19 protein-coding genes, 1 tRNA gene and 1 pseudogene are annotated in these 24,460 nt (G+C 67.3%); 12 read left to right on the plus strand and 9 right to left on the minus strand.

Going from position 1 to position 24,460, the window contains the following annotated elements:
• Positions 1-99: 99 nt before the first annotated feature.
• Together tbsP and NKJ07_RS04120 are read left to right on the plus strand one after the other, a co-directional pair.
• Entirely contained in the window at positions 100-924 is an 825-nt protein-coding gene (tbsP, locus tag NKJ07_RS04115) for a transcriptional regulator TbsP (RefSeq protein ID WP_318569327.1), read from the plus strand.
• A 47-nt stretch (positions 925-971) separates the two neighbouring features.
• Positions 972-2,675 carry a YcaO-like family protein gene (locus tag NKJ07_RS04120; protein WP_318569328.1) on the plus strand — a complete coding sequence of 568 codons (1,704 nt, stop codon included), beginning with the start codon at positions 972-974 and terminating at the stop codon, positions 2,673-2,675.
• Between the two features lie 309 nt (positions 2,676-2,984).
• Here the strand turns inward: NKJ07_RS04120 and NKJ07_RS04125 are convergent, their stop codons facing one another.
• The 3 genes from NKJ07_RS04125 to NKJ07_RS04135 all read right to left on the minus strand — a co-directional run bounded on the left by NKJ07_RS04125 (position 2,985) and on the right by NKJ07_RS04135 (position 5,601).
• On the minus strand, positions 2,985-4,124 hold the full coding sequence (locus NKJ07_RS04125) for a DUF63 family protein (RefSeq protein ID WP_318569329.1): 1,140 nt from the start codon (positions 4,122-4,124) through the stop codon (positions 2,985-2,987).
• Positions 4,125-4,309: 185 nt separating this feature from the next.
• A complete protein-coding gene (locus NKJ07_RS04130; protein WP_318570528.1) occupies positions 4,310-4,768 on the minus strand; it encodes an Lrp/AsnC family transcriptional regulator in 459 nt (152 codons plus the stop codon).
• Positions 4,769-4,779: 11 nt separating this feature from the next.
• A complete protein-coding gene (locus NKJ07_RS04135; RefSeq protein WP_318569330.1) occupies positions 4,780-5,601 on the minus strand; it encodes an inositol monophosphatase family protein in 822 nt (273 codons plus the stop codon).
• Positions 5,602-5,670: 69 nt separating this feature from the next.
• Between NKJ07_RS04135 and NKJ07_RS04140 the strand changes: the two genes are divergently transcribed.
• A complete protein-coding gene (locus NKJ07_RS04140; protein ID WP_318569331.1) occupies positions 5,671-5,958 on the plus strand; it encodes a DUF8101 family protein in 288 nt (95 codons plus the stop codon).
• Positions 5,959-6,010: 52 nt separating this feature from the next.
• Complete coding sequence (locus NKJ07_RS04145) at positions 6,011-6,187, plus strand: hypothetical protein (protein WP_318569332.1); 177 nt, start codon at positions 6,011-6,013, stop codon at positions 6,185-6,187.
• Between the two features lie 1,220 nt (positions 6,188-7,407).
• Here NKJ07_RS04145 and NKJ07_RS04150 read toward each other — a convergent pair.
• Together NKJ07_RS04150 and NKJ07_RS04155 are read right to left on the minus strand one after the other, a co-directional pair.
• Positions 7,408-10,602, minus strand: a complete 3,195-nt coding sequence (locus NKJ07_RS04150) for a PAS domain S-box protein (RefSeq protein WP_318569333.1) — start codon at positions 10,600-10,602, stop codon at positions 7,408-7,410.
• Positions 10,603-10,975: 373 nt separating this feature from the next.
• Positions 10,976-11,059, minus strand: a tRNA-Leu gene (locus NKJ07_RS04155).
• Positions 11,060-11,247: 188 nt separating this feature from the next.
• Here NKJ07_RS04155 and NKJ07_RS04160 point away from each other — a divergent pair.
• The 4 genes from NKJ07_RS04160 to NKJ07_RS04175 all read left to right on the plus strand — a co-directional run bounded on the left by NKJ07_RS04160 (position 11,248) and on the right by NKJ07_RS04175 (position 14,693).
• Positions 11,248-11,739: a DUF309 domain-containing protein gene (locus tag NKJ07_RS04160; protein WP_318569334.1), complete on the plus strand. Its 492-nt coding sequence runs from the start codon at positions 11,248-11,250 to the stop codon at positions 11,737-11,739.
• Between the two features lie 167 nt (positions 11,740-11,906).
• Entirely contained in the window at positions 11,907-12,899 is a 993-nt protein-coding gene (locus NKJ07_RS04165) for a transposase (protein WP_318569335.1), read from the plus strand.
• Positions 12,900-13,052: 153 nt separating this feature from the next.
• Positions 13,053-13,775: a DUF7344 domain-containing protein gene (locus tag NKJ07_RS04170; protein WP_318569336.1), complete on the plus strand. Its 723-nt coding sequence runs from the start codon at positions 13,053-13,055 to the stop codon at positions 13,773-13,775.
• A gap of 102 nt (positions 13,776-13,877) precedes the next feature.
• The gene (locus tag NKJ07_RS04175; protein ID WP_318569337.1) at positions 13,878-14,693 is read left to right on the plus strand and encodes a M14 family metallopeptidase; all 816 of its coding nucleotides are present in this window, start codon (positions 13,878-13,880) and stop codon (positions 14,691-14,693) included.
• A gap of 78 nt (positions 14,694-14,771) precedes the next feature.
• Here NKJ07_RS04175 and NKJ07_RS04180 read toward each other — a convergent pair whose 3' ends face one another.
• The 4 genes and pseudogenes from NKJ07_RS04180 to NKJ07_RS04190 all read right to left on the minus strand — a co-directional run bounded on the left by NKJ07_RS04180 (position 14,772) and on the right by NKJ07_RS04190 (position 16,317).
• Positions 14,772-14,993 (minus strand): hypothetical protein, encoded by a 222-nt coding sequence (locus tag NKJ07_RS04180; RefSeq protein WP_318569338.1) that lies wholly within the window; start codon positions 14,991-14,993, stop codon positions 14,772-14,774.
• A 100-nt stretch (positions 14,994-15,093) separates the two neighbouring features.
• A pseudogene (locus tag NKJ07_RS24380) lies at positions 15,094-15,201 on the minus strand (hypothetical protein); the annotation flags it as partial.
• 180 nt (positions 15,202-15,381) lie between these two features.
• The gene (locus NKJ07_RS04185) at positions 15,382-15,831 is read right to left on the minus strand and encodes a UPF0179 family protein (protein ID WP_318569339.1); all 450 of its coding nucleotides are present in this window, start codon (positions 15,829-15,831) and stop codon (positions 15,382-15,384) included.
• Positions 15,832-15,900: 69 nt separating this feature from the next.
• Positions 15,901-16,317: a DUF5820 family protein gene (locus tag NKJ07_RS04190; protein ID WP_318569340.1), complete on the minus strand. Its 417-nt coding sequence runs from the start codon at positions 16,315-16,317 to the stop codon at positions 15,901-15,903.
• Between the two features lie 362 nt (positions 16,318-16,679).
• Between NKJ07_RS04190 and NKJ07_RS04195 the strand changes: the two genes are divergently transcribed.
• The 4 genes from NKJ07_RS04195 to NKJ07_RS04210 are packed head-to-tail and all read left to right on the plus strand — an operon-like array spanning position 16,680 to position 24,370.
• Entirely contained in the window at positions 16,680-18,755 is a 2,076-nt protein-coding gene (locus NKJ07_RS04195; protein ID WP_318569341.1) for a PrkA family serine protein kinase, read from the plus strand.
• A gap of 10 nt (positions 18,756-18,765) precedes the next feature.
• The gene (locus tag NKJ07_RS04200) at positions 18,766-21,048 is read left to right on the plus strand and encodes a PrkA family serine protein kinase (protein WP_318569342.1); all 2,283 of its coding nucleotides are present in this window, start codon (positions 18,766-18,768) and stop codon (positions 21,046-21,048) included.
• Positions 21,039-22,364, plus strand: coding sequence for a YeaH/YhbH family protein (locus tag NKJ07_RS04205; RefSeq protein WP_318569343.1), 1,326 nt, complete (start codon positions 21,039-21,041; stop codon positions 22,362-22,364). Before NKJ07_RS04200 ends, NKJ07_RS04205 begins: the two co-directional genes overlap by 10 nt.
• Positions 22,361-24,370 carry a SpoVR family protein gene (locus NKJ07_RS04210; RefSeq protein ID WP_318569344.1) on the plus strand — a complete coding sequence of 670 codons (2,010 nt, stop codon included), beginning with the start codon at positions 22,361-22,363 and terminating at the stop codon, positions 24,368-24,370. Before NKJ07_RS04205 ends, NKJ07_RS04210 begins: the two co-directional genes overlap by 4 nt.
• Positions 24,371-24,460: the final 90 nt, after the last annotated feature.

Raw genomic sequence — 24,460 nt, forward strand, 5'->3', positions numbered from 1 at the left:
GTATTTTAGCCTTCAGCCGGATTAAAATACACTGTACTAGCCGTACAGCGATGGTCGTTGTTCGATAATATTAAATAGCTACGCACACATAATCATCACATGGTTGTCCACTCGAATTTACTCGCCGAGGGGCTTGATGATATCCTGCACACGGTACTTTCAGCGGGTGACGACGAACTCCTCGTGATCAACCCGACGGCCGAGACGGTCGAGGCACTCGTCTCCGTCGCGACCGCGTTCGACGGCGACCTGCCGACGGTCCGAGTGGTGGCCGACGACACGCTTCTGAAGACCGTGGTCGACGACTTCATCGTGGCGAGTAACGCCGCCAACCTCGTCGACGAGGGCGTGCTCTCGCTGAAGACCGGCGCCGGGAGCGAGGAGAACTCGCTCATCGTCACGGAGGACGCCGTGCTGGCGCTCGTAACGACCGGCGACCGCGTCGCGGCGCTCGCGACCGACGACGAGGAGTTCGTCGACTCCGCGTACGAGACCTACGTCGAGCAGTCGGAGGAGGCACCGGAGTTCAAGCTTCGCACACCCTCGATCTCCGTCGTCCGGGAGTCGCTGGAAGCCGACATCTCCGAGAGGATCCGCGCCGACTTCGACACCGTCCTCTCGTCGTTGCAGACCGCCCGCGGCGACGGGCAGGGTCTCGACGAGGTCACCATCAGCCTCCTCGTGGCCGCGAAGAACGACGTGCTCCTGTACGACATCTCGAAGTGGGGCGAGGACATCGGGATCGCGTCGAAGGCGACGTTCTCCCGGACGAAAACGAAGCTCGAGGACATGGGACTCATCGACACCGAGAAGGTCCCCATCGACGTCGGTCGTCCGCGACTCCGACTGAAGCTCGGCGACGACCGCCTCCGGCAGGCCGACGCCGACCAGCTCGCCGGTGTCGCCCAGAGCCTTCTCACCTGAAGAGCCGGAACCCTCGCGCTTTTTTATTCTTCACCCGACGTGCGCGTATGCACGTCGGACTCGTCGGCTCGGGTCCCGCCGAAGCGGCGATCCGGGCCGCCTTTGCGGACGTCGACGCCACTGTCGCCACCGGGATGGAATCGCTCGCCGAGTCCGATCTCGGTGTCGTCGTCGCGCCGGCGGGTGCCGACCAGGTCGCCCGCGCCGACGCCGTCTGCGATCGCCTCGTCGCGTGTGAGGTCGGCGGGGTCGGCGGTCACCCGCTCGATTCTCTCGACGCCGCCGTCTCCGTCTTCACGCACGATTCCGCACGGTTCTCCGACCTCCAGCGCCGCGTCGCGTCGACCACTGACGCGACGGCGGAGCGTCCCTCCGGGGACCGAAGCGCGGTCCGCTTCGCCGGGGCAGTCGCCGGGCGGCGCGCCGTTCGCCTGCTCGCTGGCGACCCCCTCGGCGGGACCGTCGTCGAGGTGCCCGGCGACGAACGGCGGTTCCTCCCGACCCCCGAGGCAGAGCGGGACCGCACCCTCGACCGATCGTGGCGTGCGGTCGACCTCGGAGCGTCGCTCGACCGCGCGGAGCGGGCGCTCGACGACCGTGTCGGGCTCCTCACGCAGGTCGGCGAGCGCGAGTCGTTCCCCGTGCCGTACTACCTCGCGACCACCGCGGACACGACGGGCTACAGCGACGCCCGGGCCGCGGAGTTCGCCGCCGGTGCGGATCCCGACTGGGATCGCGCGTTCATGAAGGCACTCGGCGAGGGGCTCGAGCGCTACTGTGCCGGCGTCTACCGTCAGTCGGCGTTCGTCGTCGCGCCGGAGGCGAACCGCGCACGGCCGGTCTCGCCCGCTCGTTTTGCCCGTCCCGAAGGATACCGCCAGGTCGACCGCGAGGAGTCGCTCCCCTGGGTCGAGGGCGAACACCTCGCGACTGGGGAGCGCGTCTCGTTGCCGGCGGAGTTCGTCCACTACCCGCCGCCACAGGAACGGCACAAACCGGCGATCACGACGGGGCTGGGGCTGGGTAACTCCGGCGTCGAGGCGCTCTTGTCGGGACTGTACGAGGTGATCGAACGCGACGCGACGATGCTCGCGTGGTACTCGACGTTCGAGCCCCTCGGCCTGGCGGTCGACGACGAACGGTTCCGAACGCTCGTGAAACGAGCGCGCGCCGAGGAACTCGACGTGACGCCCCTGCTCGTGACGCAGGACGTCGACGTGCCCGTCGTCGCCGCCGCGGTCCACCGCGACGCCGACCACGAGAACGAGGACGCGTGGCCGCGGTTCGCGATGGGATCGGGGGCGGCTCTCGATCCGGTCGCAGCCGCGTGCGCGGCGCTCGCCGAGGCGCTCCAGAACTGGATGGAACTCCGCGCGATGGGTCCCGAGCAAGCGGCAGATGAAAAGGCCGCGATCGGCGAGTACGCGGCGTTTCCACCTGCCGCTCAGCGGTTCGTCGACGCCGGCGCGACCGTCCCCGCCGGATCGGTCGGTCCGGATCGACTCCCCGAGGGAGCGGCCGAACTCGACGCCGTGATCGAGCGGGTGACCGACGCCGGACTGGACGCGTACGCCGCGCGGACGACGACGCGCGACGTGGCCGAGCTGGGGTTCGAGGCGGTTCGTGTCCTGGTTCCCGAGGCACAACCGCTCTTCACCGGCGAACCGTTCTTCGCCGAGCGGGCCGAGACAGTCCCGAGGGAACTGGGGTTCGAGCCGCGGCTGGACGGACCGTATCACCCGTATCCGTAGCAACCGCCGACGCCTGTGTGACGCTGTCTGCGAACAGGCGGCACCCGCTTCGTGACGGAGCGCGGCGTGCCGCACGACTGCGGGACGCGCTCCGGCGATCCTCAGCGCACGGGCGGTCTGGCCGCAGCTTCCGGTTTGAACCCTCGGTCACGGCGACGAACGCTGTGTTCTTCCCTCGGGAGAGGCTGTCCTACCTGGCGCGGTGACCCCACTGGTGAACGTCGTCGTGACGGGCGCTACCTGTGGCGTCGACGCCGACACGTGGGGACGTCGTAGGCCGGACGTCCCGGCAGCTGTCTGTCGAGGCAGCTACACGCCGAACGTCGCCCGAAGCATATCACGCGTCCCCGGCCCGAGTCCGACCGCGAGGACGGCGACGAGGAGGAGCATCGTGTACCGAGGGGACTCCTCGAACACCCCTTCCTCGAACACCCAGATCACGAACGTGGCCGCGACGAGTTTCACGAGCAGGAACGGCCACGCGTCGCCCGTGACCGCGAGCACCGAGGCGGGGAGCGTCGACGCGGTGAAGTCGACCACGAACTGGTTGACGGGGTGTTTCGGCACGAGGTTCGGGCCGGCACCGATCGCGGTCATCCAGTCGAGGCCGACGACGTTCGCCACCCCGTCGACGGCGTGGCCCCAGATAATGACGAGACCGATGAGCCCCGTCCCGGCGTTGACCTGCGGGGCGTACCGCTCGACGAGCTTCCACGTTGCGATGGCGGTGAGCGTCGCGCCGACGAGGACGATCACCAGGACCTGCGGGTAGAACGTCACGCCGTTCTCACCCGACACCGCGAGCGAGCCGAGATACCCCACGGTGAGTGCGAGGACGGCGACACCGATCACCGAGAGGGGACGCTGGTAGTCGGTGACCTGGCCCTGCCGTTCGAGCACGACCGAGACGACGACGGCGACGACCGTCACGAAGAAGACGGTGAAGTAGATGATCGGGCTGATGAACAGCGTGTTCAGCGGGTAGGTGATGAGGGCGTCGGCGACGCCGGGCGCGTCGTTCGCGTCCTCGACGACCCGGAGCGCGCCGCCGAAGAAGACGAACGGCAGGAGGGCGTAAAAGAACCGGCGCTGACGGCCGATGTCGAGCCGACGCATGAAGAAGACGACGCCAGAGAGCGCGATGAGCAGAACGATCATGTAGCCGACCTCGGAGACGAGGGTGTAGCCGGGGTAGGCGACGACGCCGGTCGCGGCCTGACAGGCGGCCGCGCTCCCGAGATACTCCGTCCCGCCGGTGCCACGCACCGCACAGACGGCCGACTGGGCGTCCGCCTGCACGGGCCCCCAGAAGTACTGCCAGACGAAGCCGTCGTAGACCGCGCGCGGGAACGCGACGGAGCCGCCGACGAGGGCGAGTCCGAGCGTCGCCACCGCGAGGGTCCACAGCCGCTCGGGATCGAGACCGACACGCTCTGCGACCGTTGCCATGTCCTGAATCCTGCGTCCGTCGATTAATACCCTTGTGGTCTCGTGCGCTCGCGATGCACCCGTCGTGGCCGGCTGAGCCGACTGAGCGCACAACACTCCCCGGGCGCCGTGACCTGCTGCCGTCTCCGACGGCCCGGGTCAGCGCCCACCGAATCGGCGGGAGCCGTCGGCAGGGGTGGCGAAGCTCAGAGCGGGAGGGCGGGATCGTCGTGTTCGGTGCCGAGGACGACCATCGTGTACGACCGCGCGAAGCCCTCCGTGCTGGCGACGTTCTCGAACAGCAGTTCCCGGAGGCCGTCGGTATCTTCGGCGTAGACCCGCAGGAGGACGTCCCAGTCGCCCGTCGTCAGGTGGACTTCCTGCACGCCATCGACCCCTCTGAGCCGGTCGACGAATCCCGCGACCGCGTCGTCGCGGCCCTGTTCGATCCGGAGCCCGACGAACGCCGACGTGCTGTAGCCGACCGCCTGCGGGTTCACTTTCGCGTGGTACCCCTCGATGACGCCCGCCTCCTTCATGCGGTTGACGCGGTCGTGGACCGTCGCCGAGGACATCTCGATCCGGCGGGCGATCTCGCTGAACGGGGTCCGCGCGTCCGCCTGGAGCGTGCGGAGGATGGCACGGTCCGTCTCGTCGAGTTCGATCGCCATCCCACTCACCGCTCCGCGACCGCCTGGATCTCCTGGGCCGCGTCGAGGAGGTCCTCGTGGATCGCACCGTTCGACGCGACGAGTCCCTGCGAGTCGTGTCGCCAGCGGTCGCCGTGGACGTCGGTGACCGTCCCACCCGCGAGCCGGATCAGGTGGACGCCGGCGACCGTGTCCCACGGGTTGGCGTACACGTTGGTGACGACTCCATCGATGGTCCCCGCCGCGAGCATCGCCAACTGCGCCTGGGCGCTGCCCAGCCGTCTGAGGTCGCCGAAGCGGTCGACGATGGCGCGACAGGCCGCGGCGTACTCGTCTCTCCGATCGGGCTCCCACCACATCGTCGGCACGACCGCACAGGTCTCGGGATCCGCCCGGTCGCTGACCGAGACGGGCTCGCCGTTCCGCGTCACGGCCTCGTCGTCGGCCACGTAGACGTCGCCGAGTTCGGGCGCGGCGACCGCGGCGGCGACCGGTTCCCCGTCTCGGACCGCGGCGACGGCCGTGCACCACACCCCCAGCCCGCGGACGAAGTTGTTGGTGCCGTCGATCGGGTCGATGACCCACGCGGGTCCCGACTCGGGGACCGACTTGAGTTCGTCCGCTTCCTCGCCGACGATGGCGTTCGCCTCGTACGTCGAGTGGATGCAGTCGATGACGCGCGCCTGTGCGTCGCGGTCGGCCTGTGTCACCACGTCCGTCTTGTCCTCCTTGATCTCGACGGGAATCTCCCGCCGGAAGGAGCCGGCTGCGACGGCGGCACCGACGCGTGCGGCCTGTTCCGCGACACGGGCACGCGCCGCCGCGTCCGACTCCGAACTGGTGTCCATGGCGGGAGCGCTCGCGCCATCACCGTATATCCCTCGGGTTTTTTGTTTCGCGGGCGAGAGATCGCGGGCGTGTCAGGTGACGGCGACGACGTCGGGGCCGACCTCCCGGCGGACGTCGAGGCGACGCTCGCGCAACTGCTCGCGGAGGCGGCCGCGGCGGCCAGACGCCGCGAGGGGGAGGCAGTATCGGCCATCGTCGACACGGTCGAGACGGTCGTCCGGAACAAGGTCCCGGCCGGACTCCTGTGCGAGCGACTCGAACACGGCTGTGCGTCGGTCGAACGGCTCTCGGTGGACGAACCTCTCGTCGCCGCGGAGTATCTCGACGCGATGGAGCGGCTCGTGCGGTCGGCGTGAGAGAGACGAGAGCGGACGGGGGAACCGAACTGAATGGGGGCGACGCGCGACGGTGGCAATCTGTCTCGATCCACCGAAGCGACTGCGTCGCTTCGAGCCGCTCTCGTCCCCCGGCTTCCTCGGTGTCGACCGCAGTGCGGTTGCGCGCGACGTCGCCGGCTCCGCCCGGCGACACGCGCGAGGAATGAGCGACCGACCGAGCGAGTCGGCTGGGGAGGGGGCGGTGTAACCACCCTGGCAGCTGCGCTCGTTCAGTCCAGTTCCACGCACAACGCGTCGAGTCCCGCTCGACCGCCCTCGATCAGTACACGCACGCCGCTTACCGTTCGTCGTGAGCGACACACGTTCGCGCGACCGGCCGACGGTAATACGTGCCGACGGTAAGCGACTCGCAGTTGATCGATAGGAAACGCGAAAAGCCGCAATTTGGACCCGGTCGGGAGACGTTTTCCGCAGCCCGTACGGCCCGTTCGACTTGCCCCGGATTCCGGAGATCCGGATACGTCGAGTTCCCGAACGCCGCTTTCGCGTCGTCCGGTAGTTGGCCTTCTCGCCGCCCTGTCGAACGTCTTCGGCCCGGTTCGGTTGGTGTTTTCCCCGGGCCTCACGACCTTTCTCGACCCCGAAGGGTCGACTTCGCGGGACCCGCTCTCGCGTGACCCCGGTACTCGGTCTTCCGCCGTTCTGCGATCGGATTCGGCCCGGTTCGGTTGGTGTTTTCCCCGGGCCTCACGACCTTTCTCGACCCTGAAGGGTCGACTTCACGACCTCCACTCTCGTGTGAGCCGCTACTTGGTCTTCCGCCGTTCCGTGAGCGGTTTCGGAGCGCTTCGGTCTGCCTGTTGTCCACGCTCCTTACGGCCAGTTCGGCTGCCGCCGACTTCCCGGATCCCGCTCGCGCGTGACCCGGTACTTGGCCTTGTCCCGCTGTCGGAACGGAGTCGGACCGGTTCGGTTTGTGTTTTCCCCGGTCCTCTCGGCCAGTTCGGCTGCCGCCGAGTTCACGAGCCCTGTTCTCACGTGACCCGCTACTTGGCCTTCCGCCGTTCGCTGAACGGATGCGGACTGGTTGTGTATTCCCCAGTCTTTACGGCCGGTTCGGCTGCCGCCGAGTTCGCTCGGTCCGCTTTCGCGTTCCTCGCTACTTGGCCTTCACACCGTTCGTGGGACGGTTGTGGGCTGCTGCGGTTCTCCGTCGGCGCGTTGACCTCGATTCCCCGTTACGGGACGCTTGGTGGTTGCACCGACGCCGTATCCGTCTGTTACGACGGTTCCGGTCGTCCGGTTAGCCCTTGCCGCTTCTCGCGGATCCTTAGATATGGTACCAACCCACATAAACGTTTCGTACGAGTAACAGATTGCCGCGGCACCCGGGAGTCGGTCGAAAACGGGTTCGTCGCCCGTCGCACGGGCTGTTCCCCCACGTCCCGACGGGACCGGAGGCGAGGCTCAGACGGAGAGCGCGTCCGGCGGGAGGCGGAACTCGAACCGTGCTCCGCCGTGGTCGCTCGTCGTGACGCCGACGGTCCAGCCGTGTGCCGACGCGATGCTCCGGACGATGTCGAGCCCGAAGCCCGTCCCGTCGTCGCTCGTCGAGTAGCCCGCCTCGAACACTCGCTCGCGCTCGTCCGGAGGGATTCCGGGACCGTCGTCCGCCACGAAAAAGCCCTCTGCTCCGTCGGAGCCGTCGCTCCCGAGGGTTCCCACCCGAACCGTCACCTCCCGGTCCTCGGCTTCCGACCGACTGCCCGCCGAGCCGTGCTCGACGCTGTCCTCGCGAGTCTGCGAGTGCGGGCTCGTCGAGCCGTGCTCGACACTGTTCCGGATCAGGTTCTCGAGCAGGCGCTGGAGCCGTTCGGCGTCGGCCAGGACGGTCGCGTCGGTCTCGACCACCAGCCGTGCGCCGGCGGTGTCGACCGACGACCACGCGAGACGGACCGTGTCGGCCAGCGAGACGAACGCCGGCTCCGAGACGCTCTCGCCTTCCCGGGCGAGCGCCAGCACGTCGGCCACGAGCGCGTCCATCCGTTCGAGCGCGTCGTGGACGCGGTCGAGCGACTCGTCCTCGCCGTCGAGTCGGTCCGCGGCGAGTTCGAGGTGTCCCTGGGCGATCTGGAGCGGGTTGCGGAGGTCGTGGCTGACGACGGACGCGAACTTGTCGAGACGGTCGTTCTGCGCCTCCAGTTCGCTCTTGCGCGCCTTCCGCTCCGTGATGTCCCTGATCGCCCCCGCGGTCCCCTGGAACTCCTCCTCGAAGGGCAGGAGCGCGATGTGGTTCTCGCACCGGACGCGAGAGCCGTCGGCACGGACGATGTCGAGTTCGACCGTATCGTTCGTCCGGTCGGGGTCGCCCAGGAGGTCACGGATGAGCGCCTCGCTCGTCTCGACGTCCTCGTCGGGGACGAGCAACCGCATGTGCTCGCCGACGAGCGCCTCGGCGTCGTAGCCCGTCATGGACTCGAGCGCCTCGTTGACGTAGGTGATGTAGCCCTCGTCGTCGAGCGTGTACACCGGATCGCCCGTGCTCTCGACGATGGTCCGGTACCGTTCGAGTTCGCGCTCGCGCCGTTTGCGGGCCGTGATGTCGACGTAGATCCCGTAGGCCATCCGCGACCCGTCGTCGCCGCGGAACGGAACAGAGCGGAAGAGGAACTCGCGCGGGCCGTCGACCGCGACTCGGCAGATCTCGGCTTCGACGGGTTCGCCGGTTCGCGACTCCTCGTTGATCGACCGGGCCGCCTCGCGGTCGTGCGGCGGGACGATGTGGTCGTCGAGCGGTTCGTCGCGGATCTCGTCGGCGTCGACCCCGAAGACGCGCTCGAACGCGGGGTTGACCCGGTCGACGCACGGGACGCCCCCCTCGAACCGCACGCGAACCACGGGCTCGCCCGAACTCTCGAAGAAGGCCGCGAGCAGGTCGCGCTCGCGGCGGAGCGCCTCGTCGGACCGGACCCGCGCGAGCGCCGCGCGGACGTGCATCACGAGCAGTTCGGCGAGTTCACGGTCCTCGGGGTCGAACGCGCCGGGCTCCTCGGCGACCGCCTGGAACACCCCCCAGTCGCCGAGCGGGACGGTGAGCAACGACGGGAACGGGCAGGGCTGGTTGACGTCGTCGTCCTGGCGGGCGTCGTCGACGACGACGGACTCCCCGGTCCGGTAGGCTCGCCCCGACGATCCCGCCGTCACCGGAAGCCGCCGGTCGGTCGTCGGCAGTTCGCCCGACTGGGCGACGCGTTCGAGGGTGCCCTCGTCGTGCCGGGCGAACAGACACCGGTCGAACGAGACCACGTCACGCGCGGTCCGGATCGCGACGTCGAGCACCTCCTCGGTCCGCTCGCACGCCTGGAACTCCATCGCCGACCCGTGCAGCGCGCGGATCGCGTTGCGGTTCGCCGCCAGCGCCCGCTCCCGACGGGTCCGGGTCAGCGCGATCTCGACCGCCGTCGAGAGCAACTGGAAGCAGTAGACGTCGAACTCCTCGAACCCTCCGCCCGGATCCCACGCGACCAACAGTCGGTCGTCGCCGACCGGCAGGTAGAGGCCGGGGTCGACCACGCCCGCGGGGACCGACGCTACCGTCGCCCCCTCGGCGGACGATTCGACGACGAGCGGTTCGTCGTGGTCCGCGGTCGCCTCGAACACTGCGTGCGTCGCCTCGGCGGAGAGACGCTCGCCGCCCCCGGGGGTGCTCGCGGCCGGCGTCCGACCGCGAGGGGCCGACGGCTCGCCGCCTGCGGCTTCCCGCTCGTCGCGTCGGTGTAGACACGCGGCCTCGAAGCCGAGCATCGACTCGACGAGTTCGACCGCGCGAGCGCAGACGGAGTCGCCGTCGCCGATCGACAGCAGGTCGCGCGCTCCCTCGCACAGGTCGGCGAGCAGTTGCTCGCGCCGGCGCACGGTCGTGATGTCGGACCAGTAGATCGAGAGCCCGTCCGCGGCGGGGTACGCCCGGATATCGATCCACCGGCCGGGCTGGGTGAGCGACTCCGCCTCGAACGAGACCGGTTCCTGCGTCCGGAACGCTTCGGCGTACTTCTCGTGAAACCGCGCCGCCCCGCTCGGTGGGAGCTCCCGGAGGTCGGTCCCGAGCAACTCGCCGACGGACGAGCCGAGGAAGGCTGCCCCCCGTTCGTTGACGTCCGTGATCCGCCACTCGTCGTCGATCGAGAGGAACGAATCGGTGATCCGGCCGAACGTCTCGCGGCGTCGGGCCGCCGTCCCGTCGCTCCCCGCGTCGCCCCACGACCGTTCGACGGCGTCGGCGACCCGATCCGCGAGCGTCTCTCCCCGGCCGTCGGCGTCCTTCCGGACGTAGTCCGTCACGCCAGCGGAGATGGCCGCCGCGGCGACCGCCTCGTCCCCCGCGTCGGTCCGGAGGACGAACGGGACCCCGGGGTCGTGGTCGCGGACCGCGGTCAGGAACGCGAGCCCGTCCGCCTCCGGTAGGTCGAACTCCGAGACCACGCAGTCGATCTCTCCGGCTCGGACCCGCGAGAGGCCCGCCTCGACGGTCGTCTCCGTGACGACATCGAACGACCCGGCGCCTTCGAGTTGCTCGGTGAGCGAGGCGAGCTGGTCCCTGTCGTCGTCGACGCAGAGAACGCGCACGGTGCTCGTCTCGGAGCGGTCCTGTTCCGTGGTCACGGGCGATGCTACTGCTGCTAATTACTACGATGTTGATAAACCCACGCTGTGAGTTCTCAGATATGATATGATTCGACGGAGATGGTGTCGGGTTCAACGATTCTGTCGAATACGGTCCTCAACGACTGCCTCTGCCACACGAAGTCGTGTTTCAGTCCTACGTCCGGTGTCGATATCCTCGGCGCTTCACCCCGGTTCTCACTTTCCGGAACGGTTTCACACCGAGTCGTTCGCGAGACGCCCCTCGTGAGCGTCGGCAGAAGGTGTGAGGGGAAGGATCTGAACCACGGTCGTTCCGCTCACCCCGTTCGCTCCACTCGCTGATTCGAATCCTCCGGACGCATCGCTCTGCTCACTGTCGTTCCAGAAGCGATGCGAGGGGAGGGATTTGAACCCACGGACTCCTTCGAGAGCGGATCTTGAGTCCGCCGCCTTTTCCAGACTCGGCCACCCTCGCGCAGTACGGGGGTATCCGGTCGCAGGGGTTTAACCCACCGATTTCGTCTCCCCCTGGGAGTCGGGGTCGGCGCGTGCACTTAGCAGCCGTGGCAGCGAGTGCGGCTCCGCCAGTCGGTGGTCGGCGCGAGGCGTCGTGACCGCGGCGACCGACAGTTTCAGGCCGCGTTCCACAGTACTGTCGGTCGTATGGACGACCACACGCGAGACCCGAGCGTCGCGCCACCCCTCGGGAACCCGACCGGGTGGCATCGAGACCGCCGGCAGTGGGAGCACGCGACGCTCCGGCGTGCCACCGAACACGGCGTTCGGCTGTTCAACGCGGGTGAGTATCACGAGTCTCACGACTGTTTCGAGGACGAGTGGTACAACTACGGCTCCGGAACGGTCGAAAGCGCGTTCCTCCACGGGATGGTGCAGGTCGCCGCCGGCGCGTACAAACACGTCGGCTTCCGAGACGACGGCGGGATGCGGTCGCTCTTCCGGACGGCGCTGCAGTACCTCCATGGCGTCCCCGACGACTTCTACGGCGTCGACGTCGACGACGTGCGCGCGACGCTCGACGCCGCGCTGGCCGACCCGAGCGCACTCGACGGCTGGCGGATCACGCTCGACGACCAGCGGCCGGAGGCGTACCCCGCCGACTACGACTACGTCGAGCGACTGGAACACGACCACTGACCTCCCCGTCACTCGTCCACCCGCCCTCGAACCGCACCGCGTGCCGCGCTCACCACATCGCACGGTCGGCCGTCGGCTCTCGGCACCTAATCGGATCTTTCCTTACAGTCATTGAGGGTGTCATAGAACGATTAGCACACCAAAGAGCAGGGTGAACGCTGAGGTGGATGAGTTCAGCGACCCTGCAAGATGATCCTTCGGTAGACTCGTTCTTCAATGCCGTGGAGACAGAGACGCTAGCGCTGTTCGAGCACCTCTCTTTCGAATTTCTCGAAGAGTTCGACGTGTTCGCCCCGGCGAAGACGGGGCGAACACGAGACCACGAACCACCAGAACTGATGCGTGGCTTTCTCCACTGCTACTACAAGGACATCTACGGCATTCGTCCCGTTGAACGAGAGCTTCGGAACACGGTCGTATGGCTGAGCTGTGGATTCGATCGACCGCCGTCGAGAGACGCGGTCGATCGCTTTCTCACCGATCTTGAACACGTCGTTGACGAGGTGTTCGACCACCTCGTCGAGCAGGCCGCCCGGCGCGGCCTGCTCGACTTGACCTACTGTATCGATTCAACAGACGTGAGGGCGATGCCCGCCGATCCAGACGCCTCAAAGTGCTACGATCCAACCGACGACGAGTACTACTACGGCTACGGCTGTACGATCGTCTCGACCGGGCAAAAGATCCCGATCGGAGCGGAGTTCACCGAGAGTAAGCAAGCGCCAGAAGAGACGGCGATGCGCGTCACACGTGACGCGCTCGCCGTCGCCACACCGATCTGGATGGTCGGTGACAGCGCCTACGACACGCTCGACTGGCACGACCACCTGCTGACCGCAGGGGTCGTGCCAGTCGCTCCATACAACGCCCGGAACGCTGATGACCCGAAAGACATTGAGTACAGGGTCGAAGACCGCATCACCGAACACGGCGAGGACGTTCAGTTGAAGCAGTCCACGTTGGATGAGACGTACAACCGCCGTAGTGGAGTCGAACGAACCAACGAATCAGTGAAGGACTGCGGCCTCGGGCGAACGCACGCCCGAGGCCGCGTCCACGCACGGGCGCAGGTGTTTCTCGCCCTGTGCCTTCGCCTCGTCGTCGCAATCACCAACTACGAACGTGGAGACAATCCGGGAAGTACCGTGATCACGGTGTGAGAACTCTTCTATGACACCCTCTTACAGTCATTGTTAAAGAAGATTCTGTTATCTTTATATCTTCAGCGGGAGATACACAGACGACGCAGTGTTCCTCCGTGCGCCGCCGCCGGCCGTGCGAGAGTCGTTGCGCCCGAAACGCCCTCACTCACCATGACACAAGACGTACTCACGGAGCCGCTGACCGACGCCGACGGACGCCCGATCGACGGGGCCGTGGTGACCGCGGTCGCGTCGTCGAACGAACCAGCGCCGCCCGTGGCGGCCGGCGCCGCCGCCGCGACCGAGATCGCGACCGACACGCTGTTCGAATTGCTGAAGAACCAGCGCCGCCGCGACGCCCTCGACTACCTCAAGACGAACGGCGGCCGGGCGACGCTCTCCGACATGGCCGAACACATCGCCGCGAAGGAGAACGACCTCCCGATCGAGGAGATCGCCGCGAAGGAGAACGACCTCCCGATCGAGGAGATCACGTCGAAACAGCGAAAACGCGTCTACATCGGCCTCTACCAGTGCCACCTGCCGAAACTGGCGACCGCCGGCGTCGTCGGCTTCGACAAGAACCGCGGCACGATCGAGCTCCGAAGCCTCGCGGCACGACTGTACCCGTACCTCGACGCCGAGGGCGGCGGGGGCGACGCCACACTAACGGCCACCGCGATGGCCGATACGATCCCGCCGGAGACGACAGGCACGGCCGTAGAGACGACGGGCACGGTCGCGGAGTCGTCAGTGCTGGCCGGGCTCGGCGTGGCCGCGCTGGCGGGCGTCGCCGGCGTCCCCGGGTTCGAGCTGCTCTCACCCGTGGTGTGGGCCGTCGTCTGTGCGCTCGGTCTCCTCGTCGCGGCCGCCCTCCCACACCTCCGCGACTGACGGCCGGCCCGGACAGCCGGACCGGCGTCGTCCCGTCGACGCCCCGCGTCCGACCGGGACGATTCCGAACCGATTTGACCGTCGACTGCCCACTACGTCACGATGCGAATCTACGAACTCGGGGACGGAACGCCCGAGGTCGCGGTCGTCGGCTCGATCCACGGCGACGAGCCCTGCGGCGAGGTGGCGATCGAGCGGTTGGTCGCCGAATCGCCCCCGGTGCGCCGCCCGGTGAAGCTCGTCGTCGCCAACGAGGAGGCGCTCGACGCCGGCGTCCGCTACCTCGACGAGGACCTCAACCGGGCGTTCCCGGGCGACCCCGACGCCGACTCGCACGAGCGACGGCTCGCCTCTCACCTCGCGCGCGAACTCCGCGGCTGTACGACGCTCTCGCTGCACTCGACGCGGTCGTTCGCCGAGCCGTTCGCGCTCGTCGACCGCGTCGACGCCGTCACGCGGGCGATCTGTCCCCAGTTGCCCGTGAGCGTGGTCGTCGAGACCGACCGGTTCACCGACGGCCGGCTCATCGAACACGCCCACACCGTCGAGGTCGAGTGCGGCCTCCAGGAGACGGACGAGGCCGCGGAGAACGCCTACGACCTCGTGCGGGCGTTCCTCGACGCGACGGACGTCCTCGACGCCGACGACGAGCGCTCGCCGGGAGCGACCCGGGCGGCGACGAACGGGAGCGACGACGTGACCGTCTACCGGCTGCTCGATCCGATCCCGAAGGCGCTGGACGGCGATCACGAGGTGTTCGCCGCCAACTTCGAGCCGGTCGCGGAGGGCGAGCGGTTCGCCGCGACCGACGGCGAGGCGCTCGTCGCGGACCGGGCCTTCTACCCCGTGTTGCTGTCGGCCGACGGCTACGAGGAGCTCTTCGGCTACGTCGCCGAGCGGGTGGGGACCTTGGAGTGACGTGAGCGGGCCCAGTCGCTCCTGGTCCGAGAGGAGCCGGAGTCGACGACCCCCGCGGCCGGTGTCCGGCCATCCGTCTCAGTCCGGCGTCCGGTACGCCGGATAGTCGGTGCCGTAGCCGACCGCCCGCCCGACGGGCGCGAGCAGCGAGACGGCCCGTTTCTGGATCGAGACGGGGAGTCGCGCCAGGTAGAGCATGTCGTCGAACCGTTCGACGAGCGGCGCCAGTCGGAGCGGGTTCAGCGGCATCCCCGACGGCGTCGAGCGCCCGTCGCGGGCGAGCCCGTAGGTGACGCGCATGAACGCCTACCGTCCGGAGCGCCGGCCGGACCTCGCCGACGACGTGGAGCGTTCCCGACCCGGCGTTCCAGAAGCGGTGAGGAACCCCCTTCGGGATCGTCACCGACTCGCCGGGTTCCGACATGTCGCTGTCGCCGTCGACCACGACGCCGAGCAATCCCGAGACGACGGCGAGGTCCTCGTCCTGTTCGGGAGGGACGTGGAGCATCGGGCCGTGGGAGCGTTCCGGCGGATCGAGCCACGTGTCGAACCGGACGCGCCGACCGTCGGTGTCAGCCGCCGACTCGCGGACGCGGACCCGCTTGCCGCTCGGCGGACAGTCGATGACGGCCCGATCGTCAGGGGTGGTTTCGGCATCGCCCGGTTCGGCCTCGGGACCGGTCACGGGTCACTCCTCCGGCGGTGCGAACTCGACCAGCGTGAGGTCGCGGTCCAGGAGACAGAAGTCGTGCGGCGGATCGCCGTGGATCGTCTCGATGCGGTACTCCGTGTCGAAGTCGGCCCCGTCGGGGACGCAGTACGGGTGGCTCGGACACTCGGTGTGCGGGCAGGGGCCCGGCAACTGCGCCTTGCTCCCGGCGTACGCGCCCTTCGAGGCGACGTTGGCGGGGATCGACGCGCGCTCGACCTCGACCGCCCTGACGCCCACGTCGTGGACGGCACAGTCGAGCGTCTGGGCGTTCTCGCGCACGTCGGTGACGCGGTAGCGGACGCCCTCGGTGAGGTTGAGACACTGCTGTTGGTACGGACAGCCGTCGCACGCGGTCGACCGACCCTCGTAGACGAACTCCTGGCCGGGAGTGGCGAGACGAGAACCGATGAGGGTGACCTGCGGCATACCAGCTCGTTGACCACCCCGTCGGTTAAGTGTCGCGCCGGACCGCACCGCCGCGCGTGCGTTCGCGCCTCACTCGGTGGACTCGTCGGCGCGCACGTCGTCCCCGCCGACGAGGTCGTCGAGGCGGTCGAGGTACGCCTCGCGGGGAACCTGGTAGAGCCCGCGGTAGTCGATTCGTCCCCTGGTGAACCGGGCCGCGAGCGCGACCGCCCCGTCGACGGCCGCAGGGCGCGAGTCGTACCGCTCGACCGGCCCTTCGATCTCGGGTTCGAGAAAGAGCGATACGTGCCACGTGTCGGTCCGGACCTGGGAGGCACCGGGACGTTTCCGCCGTGAGCCGTTCGTGACGTAGATCGTCGGGAGACAGGGGGCGGGGAAGTCCGTCGTGTTGAACACGTCCGGACGGTAGGTGAGGACGCTCCGTCCCTCGTGTTCGTCCGCCCACACCTGCCAGCCGTCCGGCAGGTCGTCGTAGTCGGCGCTCATACCCGCTAGAGCGGGCCGCCGAGTCAAGAGCGCGGCGGTCTGGCGCGACCCGGGCACAGGCTGGTCCCCGTCGTCGCTCGAAACGTGGCGACCACTTCACATATCGGAGGAAGGCTTATTTACATCGACCACTCACCAATTAAGTAGTCTCGGATCCGGGCCGAGTCACCGCCCTGTGGACCGCTAGCCGAATACGTCGTTCTCCGCGAACCGTCGAAGATCCGTGTCGCCGTGCGGAAGGGTGGTATGAACATCCATGCCACGACCGACAATCGACCCCGACGACCGATCACGCGTCACCCCCCGAGTACGGTCACCGAGTCGTGGGTGTGAACTCGGTTCAGAGACTCCGAACATGAACAATGAGCAGTGAACTCGAAACACTAGAAGACCTGAGCAAGCATTACCGCGAGTCCGTCCCCGCGGACCTCCGCGAGGCGAAGAGTTTCGACTGGTACCTCGACGAGGTGTACGACGACCCGAAGATCACCCGCAACGCCCACCAGCGCGTCGCGGACATGTTCGACTACTACGGCACCACGTACGACGAGGACGCCGGCATCGTCGAGTACCTCATGGCCTCCGAAGACCCGCTGCACGACGGCGAGAACGTCTTCTACGGCCGGGAGGTCCACGAGTCGATCCACGAGTTCGTCAACAAGGTGAAGTCCGGGGCTCGCGGACTGGGCCCCGAGAAACGCATCAAACTCCTCCTCGGTCCGGTGGGATCGGGCAAGTCGCACTTCGACTGGATGGTGCGGCGGTACTTCGAGGATTACACCATGCGCGAGGACGGCCGGATGTACACGTTCCGGTGGACCCACCTCGGCGACGTCATCCGCGACCAGGATCCCGCCGACGACACGGTCCAGTCGCCGATGAATCAAGACCCCATCGTCCTCCTCCCGCAGGAACAGCGGGACATCGTCCTCGAACGGCTGAACGAGAACCTCCAGGCGCCGTACACGGTCCGCAACGAACAGTCGCTGGACCCCGCCAGTGAGTTCTACATGGACCGCCTGCTCGCGCACTACGACGACGACCTCCAGTCGGTGATGGAGAACCACATCGAGGTCGTCCGCCTCGTCGCGAGCGAGAACAAACGTCAGTGCGTCGAGACGTTCGAGCCGAAGGACAAGAAGAACCAAGACGAGACCGAACTCACCGGCGACGTCAACTACTCGAAGCTCGCCGTCTACGGCGAGTCGGACCCGAGGGCGTTCGACTACTCCGGGGCGTTCTGCAACGCTAACCGCGGGCTGTTCTCCGGCGAGGAACTGCTCAAACTCCAGCGGGAGTTCCTCTACGACTTCCTGCACGCCTCCCAGGAGCAGACGATCAAGCCGAAGAACAACCCCCGGATCGACATCGACCAGGTCATCGTCGGCCGGACCAACATGCCCGAGTACCGCGAGAAGAAGGGCGACGAGAAGATGGAGGCGTTCAATGATCGGACCAAGCGGATCGACTTCCCGTATGTCCTCGAGTACGAACAGGAGGCCGACATCTACCGCAAGATGCTCCGGAACGCCGACGTCCCGGACATGCACATCGAACCGCACGCCATGGAGATGGCGGGGCTGTTCGGCGTCCTGACCCGGACCACCGAACCCGACGGCGGCAACGTGACGCTCGTCCAGAAGGCGAAGGCCTACAACGGAGAGGTCGACGACGGCGACGACCTCGACGTGCGGAAGCTCAGGGAAGAAGGAGAGGCCAAGGCCGACATCGCCGAGGGGATGGACGGTGTCTCCGCCCGGTTCATCGGCGACGAGATCGCCGAGGCGATCATGGACTCGACGCACAGGGGGAGAGACTTCCTCTCGCCGCTGACGGTGTTCAACCACTTCGAGCAGAACCTCGAATCCCACGGCTCCATCCTCGAGGAGAACATCGAGCGCTACCACCACTACCTGGAGATGGTGCGCGAGGAGTACAAAGAGCGCGCCATCGAGGACGTCCGCCACGCGCTCGCGTACGACCTCGACGAGATCCAGCGCCAGGGCGAGAAGTACATGGACCACGTCATGGCGTACATCGACGACGCCACCGTCGAGGACGAACTGACGGGGAGAGAACAGGAACCGGACGAGAAGTTCCTCCGTTCCGTCGAGGAGAAGCTCTCGATCCCCGAAGACCGGAAGGACGACTTCCGCCAGGAGGTGTCGAACTGGGTCTCCCGGCGGGCGCGCGAGGGAACCTCGTTCAACCCCCAGGACAACGACCGTCTGCGCCGTGCGCTCGAACGCAAGCTCTGGGAGGACAAGAAACACAACATCAACTTCTCGGCGCTCGTGAGCGCGAACGAACTGGACGACGACGAGCGCAACGCGTGGATCGACGCGCTCGTCGACCAGGGCTACTCGCGCGAAGGGGCCCGGGAGGTCCTCGAGTTCGCCGGTGCCGAGGTGGCAAAGAGCGAGCTGGAGGGGGAGTGATACAACGAGGATGCGACACGACTCTCCCGAGCGACCGGACTTCATCCGCGCCGCCGACGAGGAACTCCGAGGGACGTACGAGGAGCCGATGTCGCTGGCGGAGTACGTCGACCGGGCGTTCGAGCGCCCCTCGATCGCTTCGCACGCCTCGAAGTACCTCGTCGAAGCAATCGAGTCGATGGGGACCCGGACGGTGGTCGAGACGGGCGAGGAGCGCGAGCGCTACCGCTTCTTCGACGACCCCGCCAACGAGGGCGAACACGCCGTCCTCGGCAACACCGAGATCCTGAACGACTTCGTCGACGATCTCCGGACCATCGCCGCCGACAGGGGCAAAGCGGAGAAGCTCATCTGGTTCGACGGGCCCACCGCGACGGGCAAGTCCGAGCTCAAGCGGTGTCTCGTCAACGGGCTGCGCGAGTACTCGAAGACGGACGCGGGGCGGCGGTACACGGTCGAGTGGAACATCGCCAACGTCGCCGACACCCGCGGGCTGTCGTACGGCGACGAGGTCGACCACGAGGAGGACTGGTACGAGTCGCCGGTCCAGTCACACCCGCTGTCGGTGTTCCCCGCGGAGGTCCGCCGCGACGTCGTGGCGACGCTCAACGCCGAATCCGCCGACCACATCCCCCTGTCGCTCGACGAGGAGCTCGACCCGTTCTGTCGCGAGGCGTACACCCACCTCGAAGAGCAGTACCGTCGGGCGGGCAAGCAGAACCTCTTCAGCGAGGTCGCCGCCGAGAAACACCTCCGCGTGAAGAACTACGTCGTCGACGTGGGACGGGGGATCGGCATCCTCCACTCGGAGGACGACGGCAGCCCCAAGGAACGGCTCGTGGGGTCGTGGATGCCCGGGATGCTCCGCGAACTCGACTCGCGTGGGCGGAAGAACCCGCAGGCGTTCTCGTACGACGGCGTGCTCTCGCAGGGCAACGGCCTGCTCACCATCGTCGAGGACGCCACCCAGCACTCGGATCTCCTCCAGAAGCTGCTGAACGTGCCCGACGAGGGGCACGTCAAACTCGACAAGGGGATCGGGATGGACATCGACACGCAACTGCTCATCATCTCGAACCCGGACCTCGACGCCGAACTCGACAAGTACGCCGACCGGAACGGTCGGGACCCGCTCAAGGCCCTGAAGCGGCGGCTGAACAAACACGAGTTCCGCTACCTGACGAATCACTCGCTGGAAGCGGAGCTCATCCGCCGGGAACTGACGAACGAGACGTCGGTGTGGGACGCCGAGTCGTACGAGGCGCTCGAGGCGCGGATCCGCGAGGGCCTCGTCGTCGCCGTCCGCGACAGCGCCGGCGAACTCACCGACCGCGAACTCGCCCCTCACGCCGTCGAGGCGGCGTCGATGTACTCCGTGGTCTCCAGACTGGACGCCGAGGACCTCTCGGCGGGGTTGGATCTGGTCGACAAGGCGCTGTTGTACGACCGGGGCTACCTCCAGGAGGGCGACGAGCGGGTCGACGCCGATGAGTTCGAGTTCGAGGGGAAGGGCGACGGCACCCACGGCATCCCCGTGACGTACACCCGTGACGTCATCGCTGACTTGCTCCACGCGGACACCGGGCGGCGACACGAGTCGCTCCCGGTCGAGCGGGTCATCACCCCGGTGGACGTCCTCGACGCGATGGCGGGCGACCTGACCGAGGCTCCCGTCTTCTCGCGCGCCGAGGCGACGGAGTACGAGTCGCGGCTCGCGATGGTGAAAGACTACATCTACGAACGGCAGGAGTCGGACGTCCTCGACGCCCTCTTAGCGGAGAAGGGCGTCGAGGCCGAGACGGTCGAGGAGTACGTTGAGCACGTGTACGCGTGGGCGGGTGACGACCAGTTGGAGACCGAACACGGGCCGGTCGACCCCGACCCGCTGCTGATGCGGCTGTTCGAGACCGAACACCTCGGGCGGTTCCGCGATGCGGACTACGACGGCAACGAGCCAAACGACGGGGTCGAGGAGTTCCGCCGCGAGAAGGTCATCAGCGCGCTCAACCGCTACGCGTGGGAGAACCGCGACGAGGACTTCTCGATCACCGACGTGGACTTCTCGGAGATGCCGGTCATCCGCGCGGTGCTCGACACGCACGACTGGGACGACGTTCGCCGGCTGTTCCCCGATCTGGACCCGAACCAGTGGGACGACCCACCGGCGAACACGGACACGGAAGCGATCAAACAACGGACGATCGATCACATGACAGAGAACGGTTACACGCGTGCCTCGGCCGAGTTGGCGAGCCGCGACGTGATGCGCGAGGTGAGCTACCAGTGGGGCTGAGAGACGATCTCGAACGGTTCCGCGAAGTCGGCGAGGAGCGCCGCGAGGACCTCAAGGAGTTCATCACGTACGGCGACCTCGGCGGGAGCGGCCCGAACAGCATCAAGATCCCGATCAAAGTCGTCGACCTCCCGTCGTTCGAGTACGACCAGCTCGACAAGGGCGGCGTGGGCCAGGGGCAGGGCGGGACGCCCGACGTCGGCCAGCCGGTCGGCCAGCCCCAGCCCGCTGACGGCGATGGCGACGGCGACGAGGAGGGCGAGCCCGGCGAGGAGGCCGGCGAGCACGAGTACTACGAGATGGACCCCGAGGAGTTCGCCGAAGAGCTCGACGAGGAGCTCGGGCTCGAACTCGAACCGAAGGGGAAACAGGTCGTCGAGGAGGTCGAGGGCGACTTCACCGACATCACCCGCGTCGGCCCCAACTCGACACTCGACTTCGAGAAGCTGTTCAAGCAGGGGCTGAAGCGGAAGCTCTCGATGGACTTCGACGAGGAGTACGTCCGAGAGGCGTGCAAGGTCGCCGGCGTCGACGCCCGCGGGGTGTTCCGGTGGTGCCGCGACCAGCACATCCTCGTCGGCCTGCCGTGGGTCGAGGAGGCGTTCGAGGAGGTGCCGGACGACGAGCGCGGGACGTGGGACTCCTTCGAGGAGATGGCCGACAACGTCGAGCGGACGACGGCGATCCAGCGCATCCGCCGCGACGGCCTCCGCGAGGTACCCTTCAGACGGGAGGACGAACGCTACCGCCACCCCGAGATCATCGAGAAGAAAGAGAAGAACGTCGTCGTGGTGAACATCCGCGACGTGTCGGGGTCGATGCGCGAGAAGAAACGCGAGCTGGTCGAACGGACCTTCACCCCTCTCGACTGGTACCTCACGGGCAAGTACGACAACGCGGAGTTCGTCTACATCGCCCACGACGCCGAGGCGTGGCGGGTCGACCGCGGGGATTTCTTCGGCATCCGTTCGGGCGGCGGCACGAAGATCTCCAGCGCCTACGAACTCGCCAAGGCGGTGTTAGAAGAGGAGTACCCCTGGAGCGAGTGGAACCGCTACGTGTTCGCGGCGGGCGACTCGGAGAACTCGTCGAACGACACGACGGAGAACGTCATCCCACTGATGGAGGAGATCCCGGCGAACCTCCACGCGTACGTCGAGACCCAGCCCGGCGGCACGGCGATCAACGCAACCCACGCCGAGGAGGTCGACCGGGCGCTCGGCGACACGGGGAACGTCGTCGTCACGTACGTCTCCTCGCCGGACGACGTCACGGACGCGATCTACGAGATCCTGAGCACGGAGGACGGCAAATGAGCAACTCGGACAGAGTCGACAAACAGCGCGAGGCGGACGAACTGAAAGAGCCGGTCCGGGAGGCGGGCAACCTCGCCCGCAAACTCGGCCTGGAACCGTATCCGGTGAACTACTGGATCGTCGACTACGACGAGATGAACGAACTCATCGCCTACGGTGGTTTCCAGCGGCGGTATCCGCACTGGCGCTGGGGGATGACGTACGACCGCCAGCGCAAGCAAGGGCAGTTCGGAATGGGCAAGGCGTTCGAGATCGTCAACAACGACAACCCCTCCCACGCGTTCCTCCAACTCTCGAACTCGCTGGCGGACCAGAAAGCGGTCATCACCCACGTCGAGGCCCACGCGGACTTCTTCGCCAACAACGAGTGGTTCGGGCTCTTCCTCGGCGAGGGCGACGACCCCGACGCGGCGGCGATGCTCGAACGGCACGCCGACGCCATCGCGTCGTACATGAACGACCCGGAGATCGACCGCGAGGAGGTCGAGGCGTTCATCGACGCGGTGCTCACGCTGGAGGACACGATCGACCAGCACCGCGCGTTCGCGGAGGCGGGCGAGGGGCGCAAGCGGGCGCCGCCCGAGGACCTCCGCAAGCGGCTCGACTCGATGAACATCTCCGAGGAGGTCCGGCGGCAGGTGTTCGACGAGGAGTGGCTCGACGACCTCGCCGAGGCCGAAGAGCGCGCGGCGAAGCTTACCGAGCCCCGCAAGGACGTCATGGCGTATCTCCGCGAGCATGGGATGCACTACGACGGCGAGGAGGGGCGTGCGGTGGAGATGGAGACGTGGCAGAAGGACCTCCTCGATATGCTGCGGACGGAGGCGTACTACTTCGCCGCCCAGAAGATGACGAAGGTGATGAACGAGGGGTGGGCCGCCTACTGGGAGTCGTTGATGATGGGCGACGAGCGGTTCGCCGGTACCGACGAGTTCGTCACCTACGCCGACCACCAGTCGCGGGTGCTCGGCTCGCCGGGGCTGAACCCGTACAAGCTCGGCAAGGAGCTCTGGGAGTACGTCGAGAACACGACCAACAGGCGGGAGGTGGCGGACAAACTCCTCCGCGTCCGTGGGATCTCGTGGCGGAACTTCCGCGACGTCGTCGACTTCGACGAGGTGCAGGAGCTGCTCCGGCCCGATCGGGAGATCGACGTGGTCACGCCCGAGACGCTCGACGAGCTGGGAGAACTGGCCGACGCGGGCGACCCCCGGGTCGACGCCGACGCCCTCGCGGCCGCCCGCGACGGCGAGATCGACGTCGGGGCGTACCCGTGGAAGCTGCTCAGCTACGCGGGGCTGGCCGAACGGCACTTCTCGCTCGTCAAACCGCAGAACCGCGGGTTCCTCTCGCGGATCCGTCGGTCGGAGCTCGAACAGCTCTCGCGGTACATGTTCGACGACGAACGCTACGACACCGTCGAGGAGGCGGTCGCGGACGTCGACTACACCGCCGGCTGGGATCGGATGCGGGAGGTGCGCGCGAGCCACAACGACGTCACCTTCCTCGACGAGTTCCTCACGCAAGAGTTCGTCACGGACAACCACTACTTCACGTACGAGTACACCCAGACGAGCGGCGACTACCGCGTCACCTCGACGGAGTACGAGGACGTGAAAAAGAAGCTGCTCCTGCAGTTCACCAACTTCGGGAAACCGACGGTCGCGGTGTACGACGGCAACTTCGACAACCGGGGCGAACTCCTCCTCGGTCACCAGTACAACGGCATCATGCTCGACATGCCACAGGCGAAGGCCGTCCTCAAGCGGGTCTACCAGCTGTGGGGCCGGCCGGTGAACCTGATGACGATCGTCAAGGAGTACGACGATCACGACGTGGAGGTCGCGCGTCGACGCAACCGCGAGCCGACGCCGGTCGAGGTCGGCAAACGGATCCGGTTCGACGGCGACCGGTTCGAGACCTTCGAGCTCGACTCCGAGCTCGAATCGCGCATCCAGGCGACCGACGTGGACTACGACACCAAACCCGACGACTGGCTCGCGTAACGAATACCGAGCGGGCCGGTCCTGTCTTCCCTGAGCCGTGAACGGTAGTCCGTGAACCGTTGACACATGGGCCGGCGACTGCCGTCGCAC

The sequence above is a fragment of the Salinigranum marinum genome (assembly GCF_024228675.1).
In the GTDB taxonomy this organism is placed as follows: Archaea; Halobacteriota; Halobacteria; order Halobacteriales; family Haloferacaceae; genus Salinigranum; species Salinigranum marinum.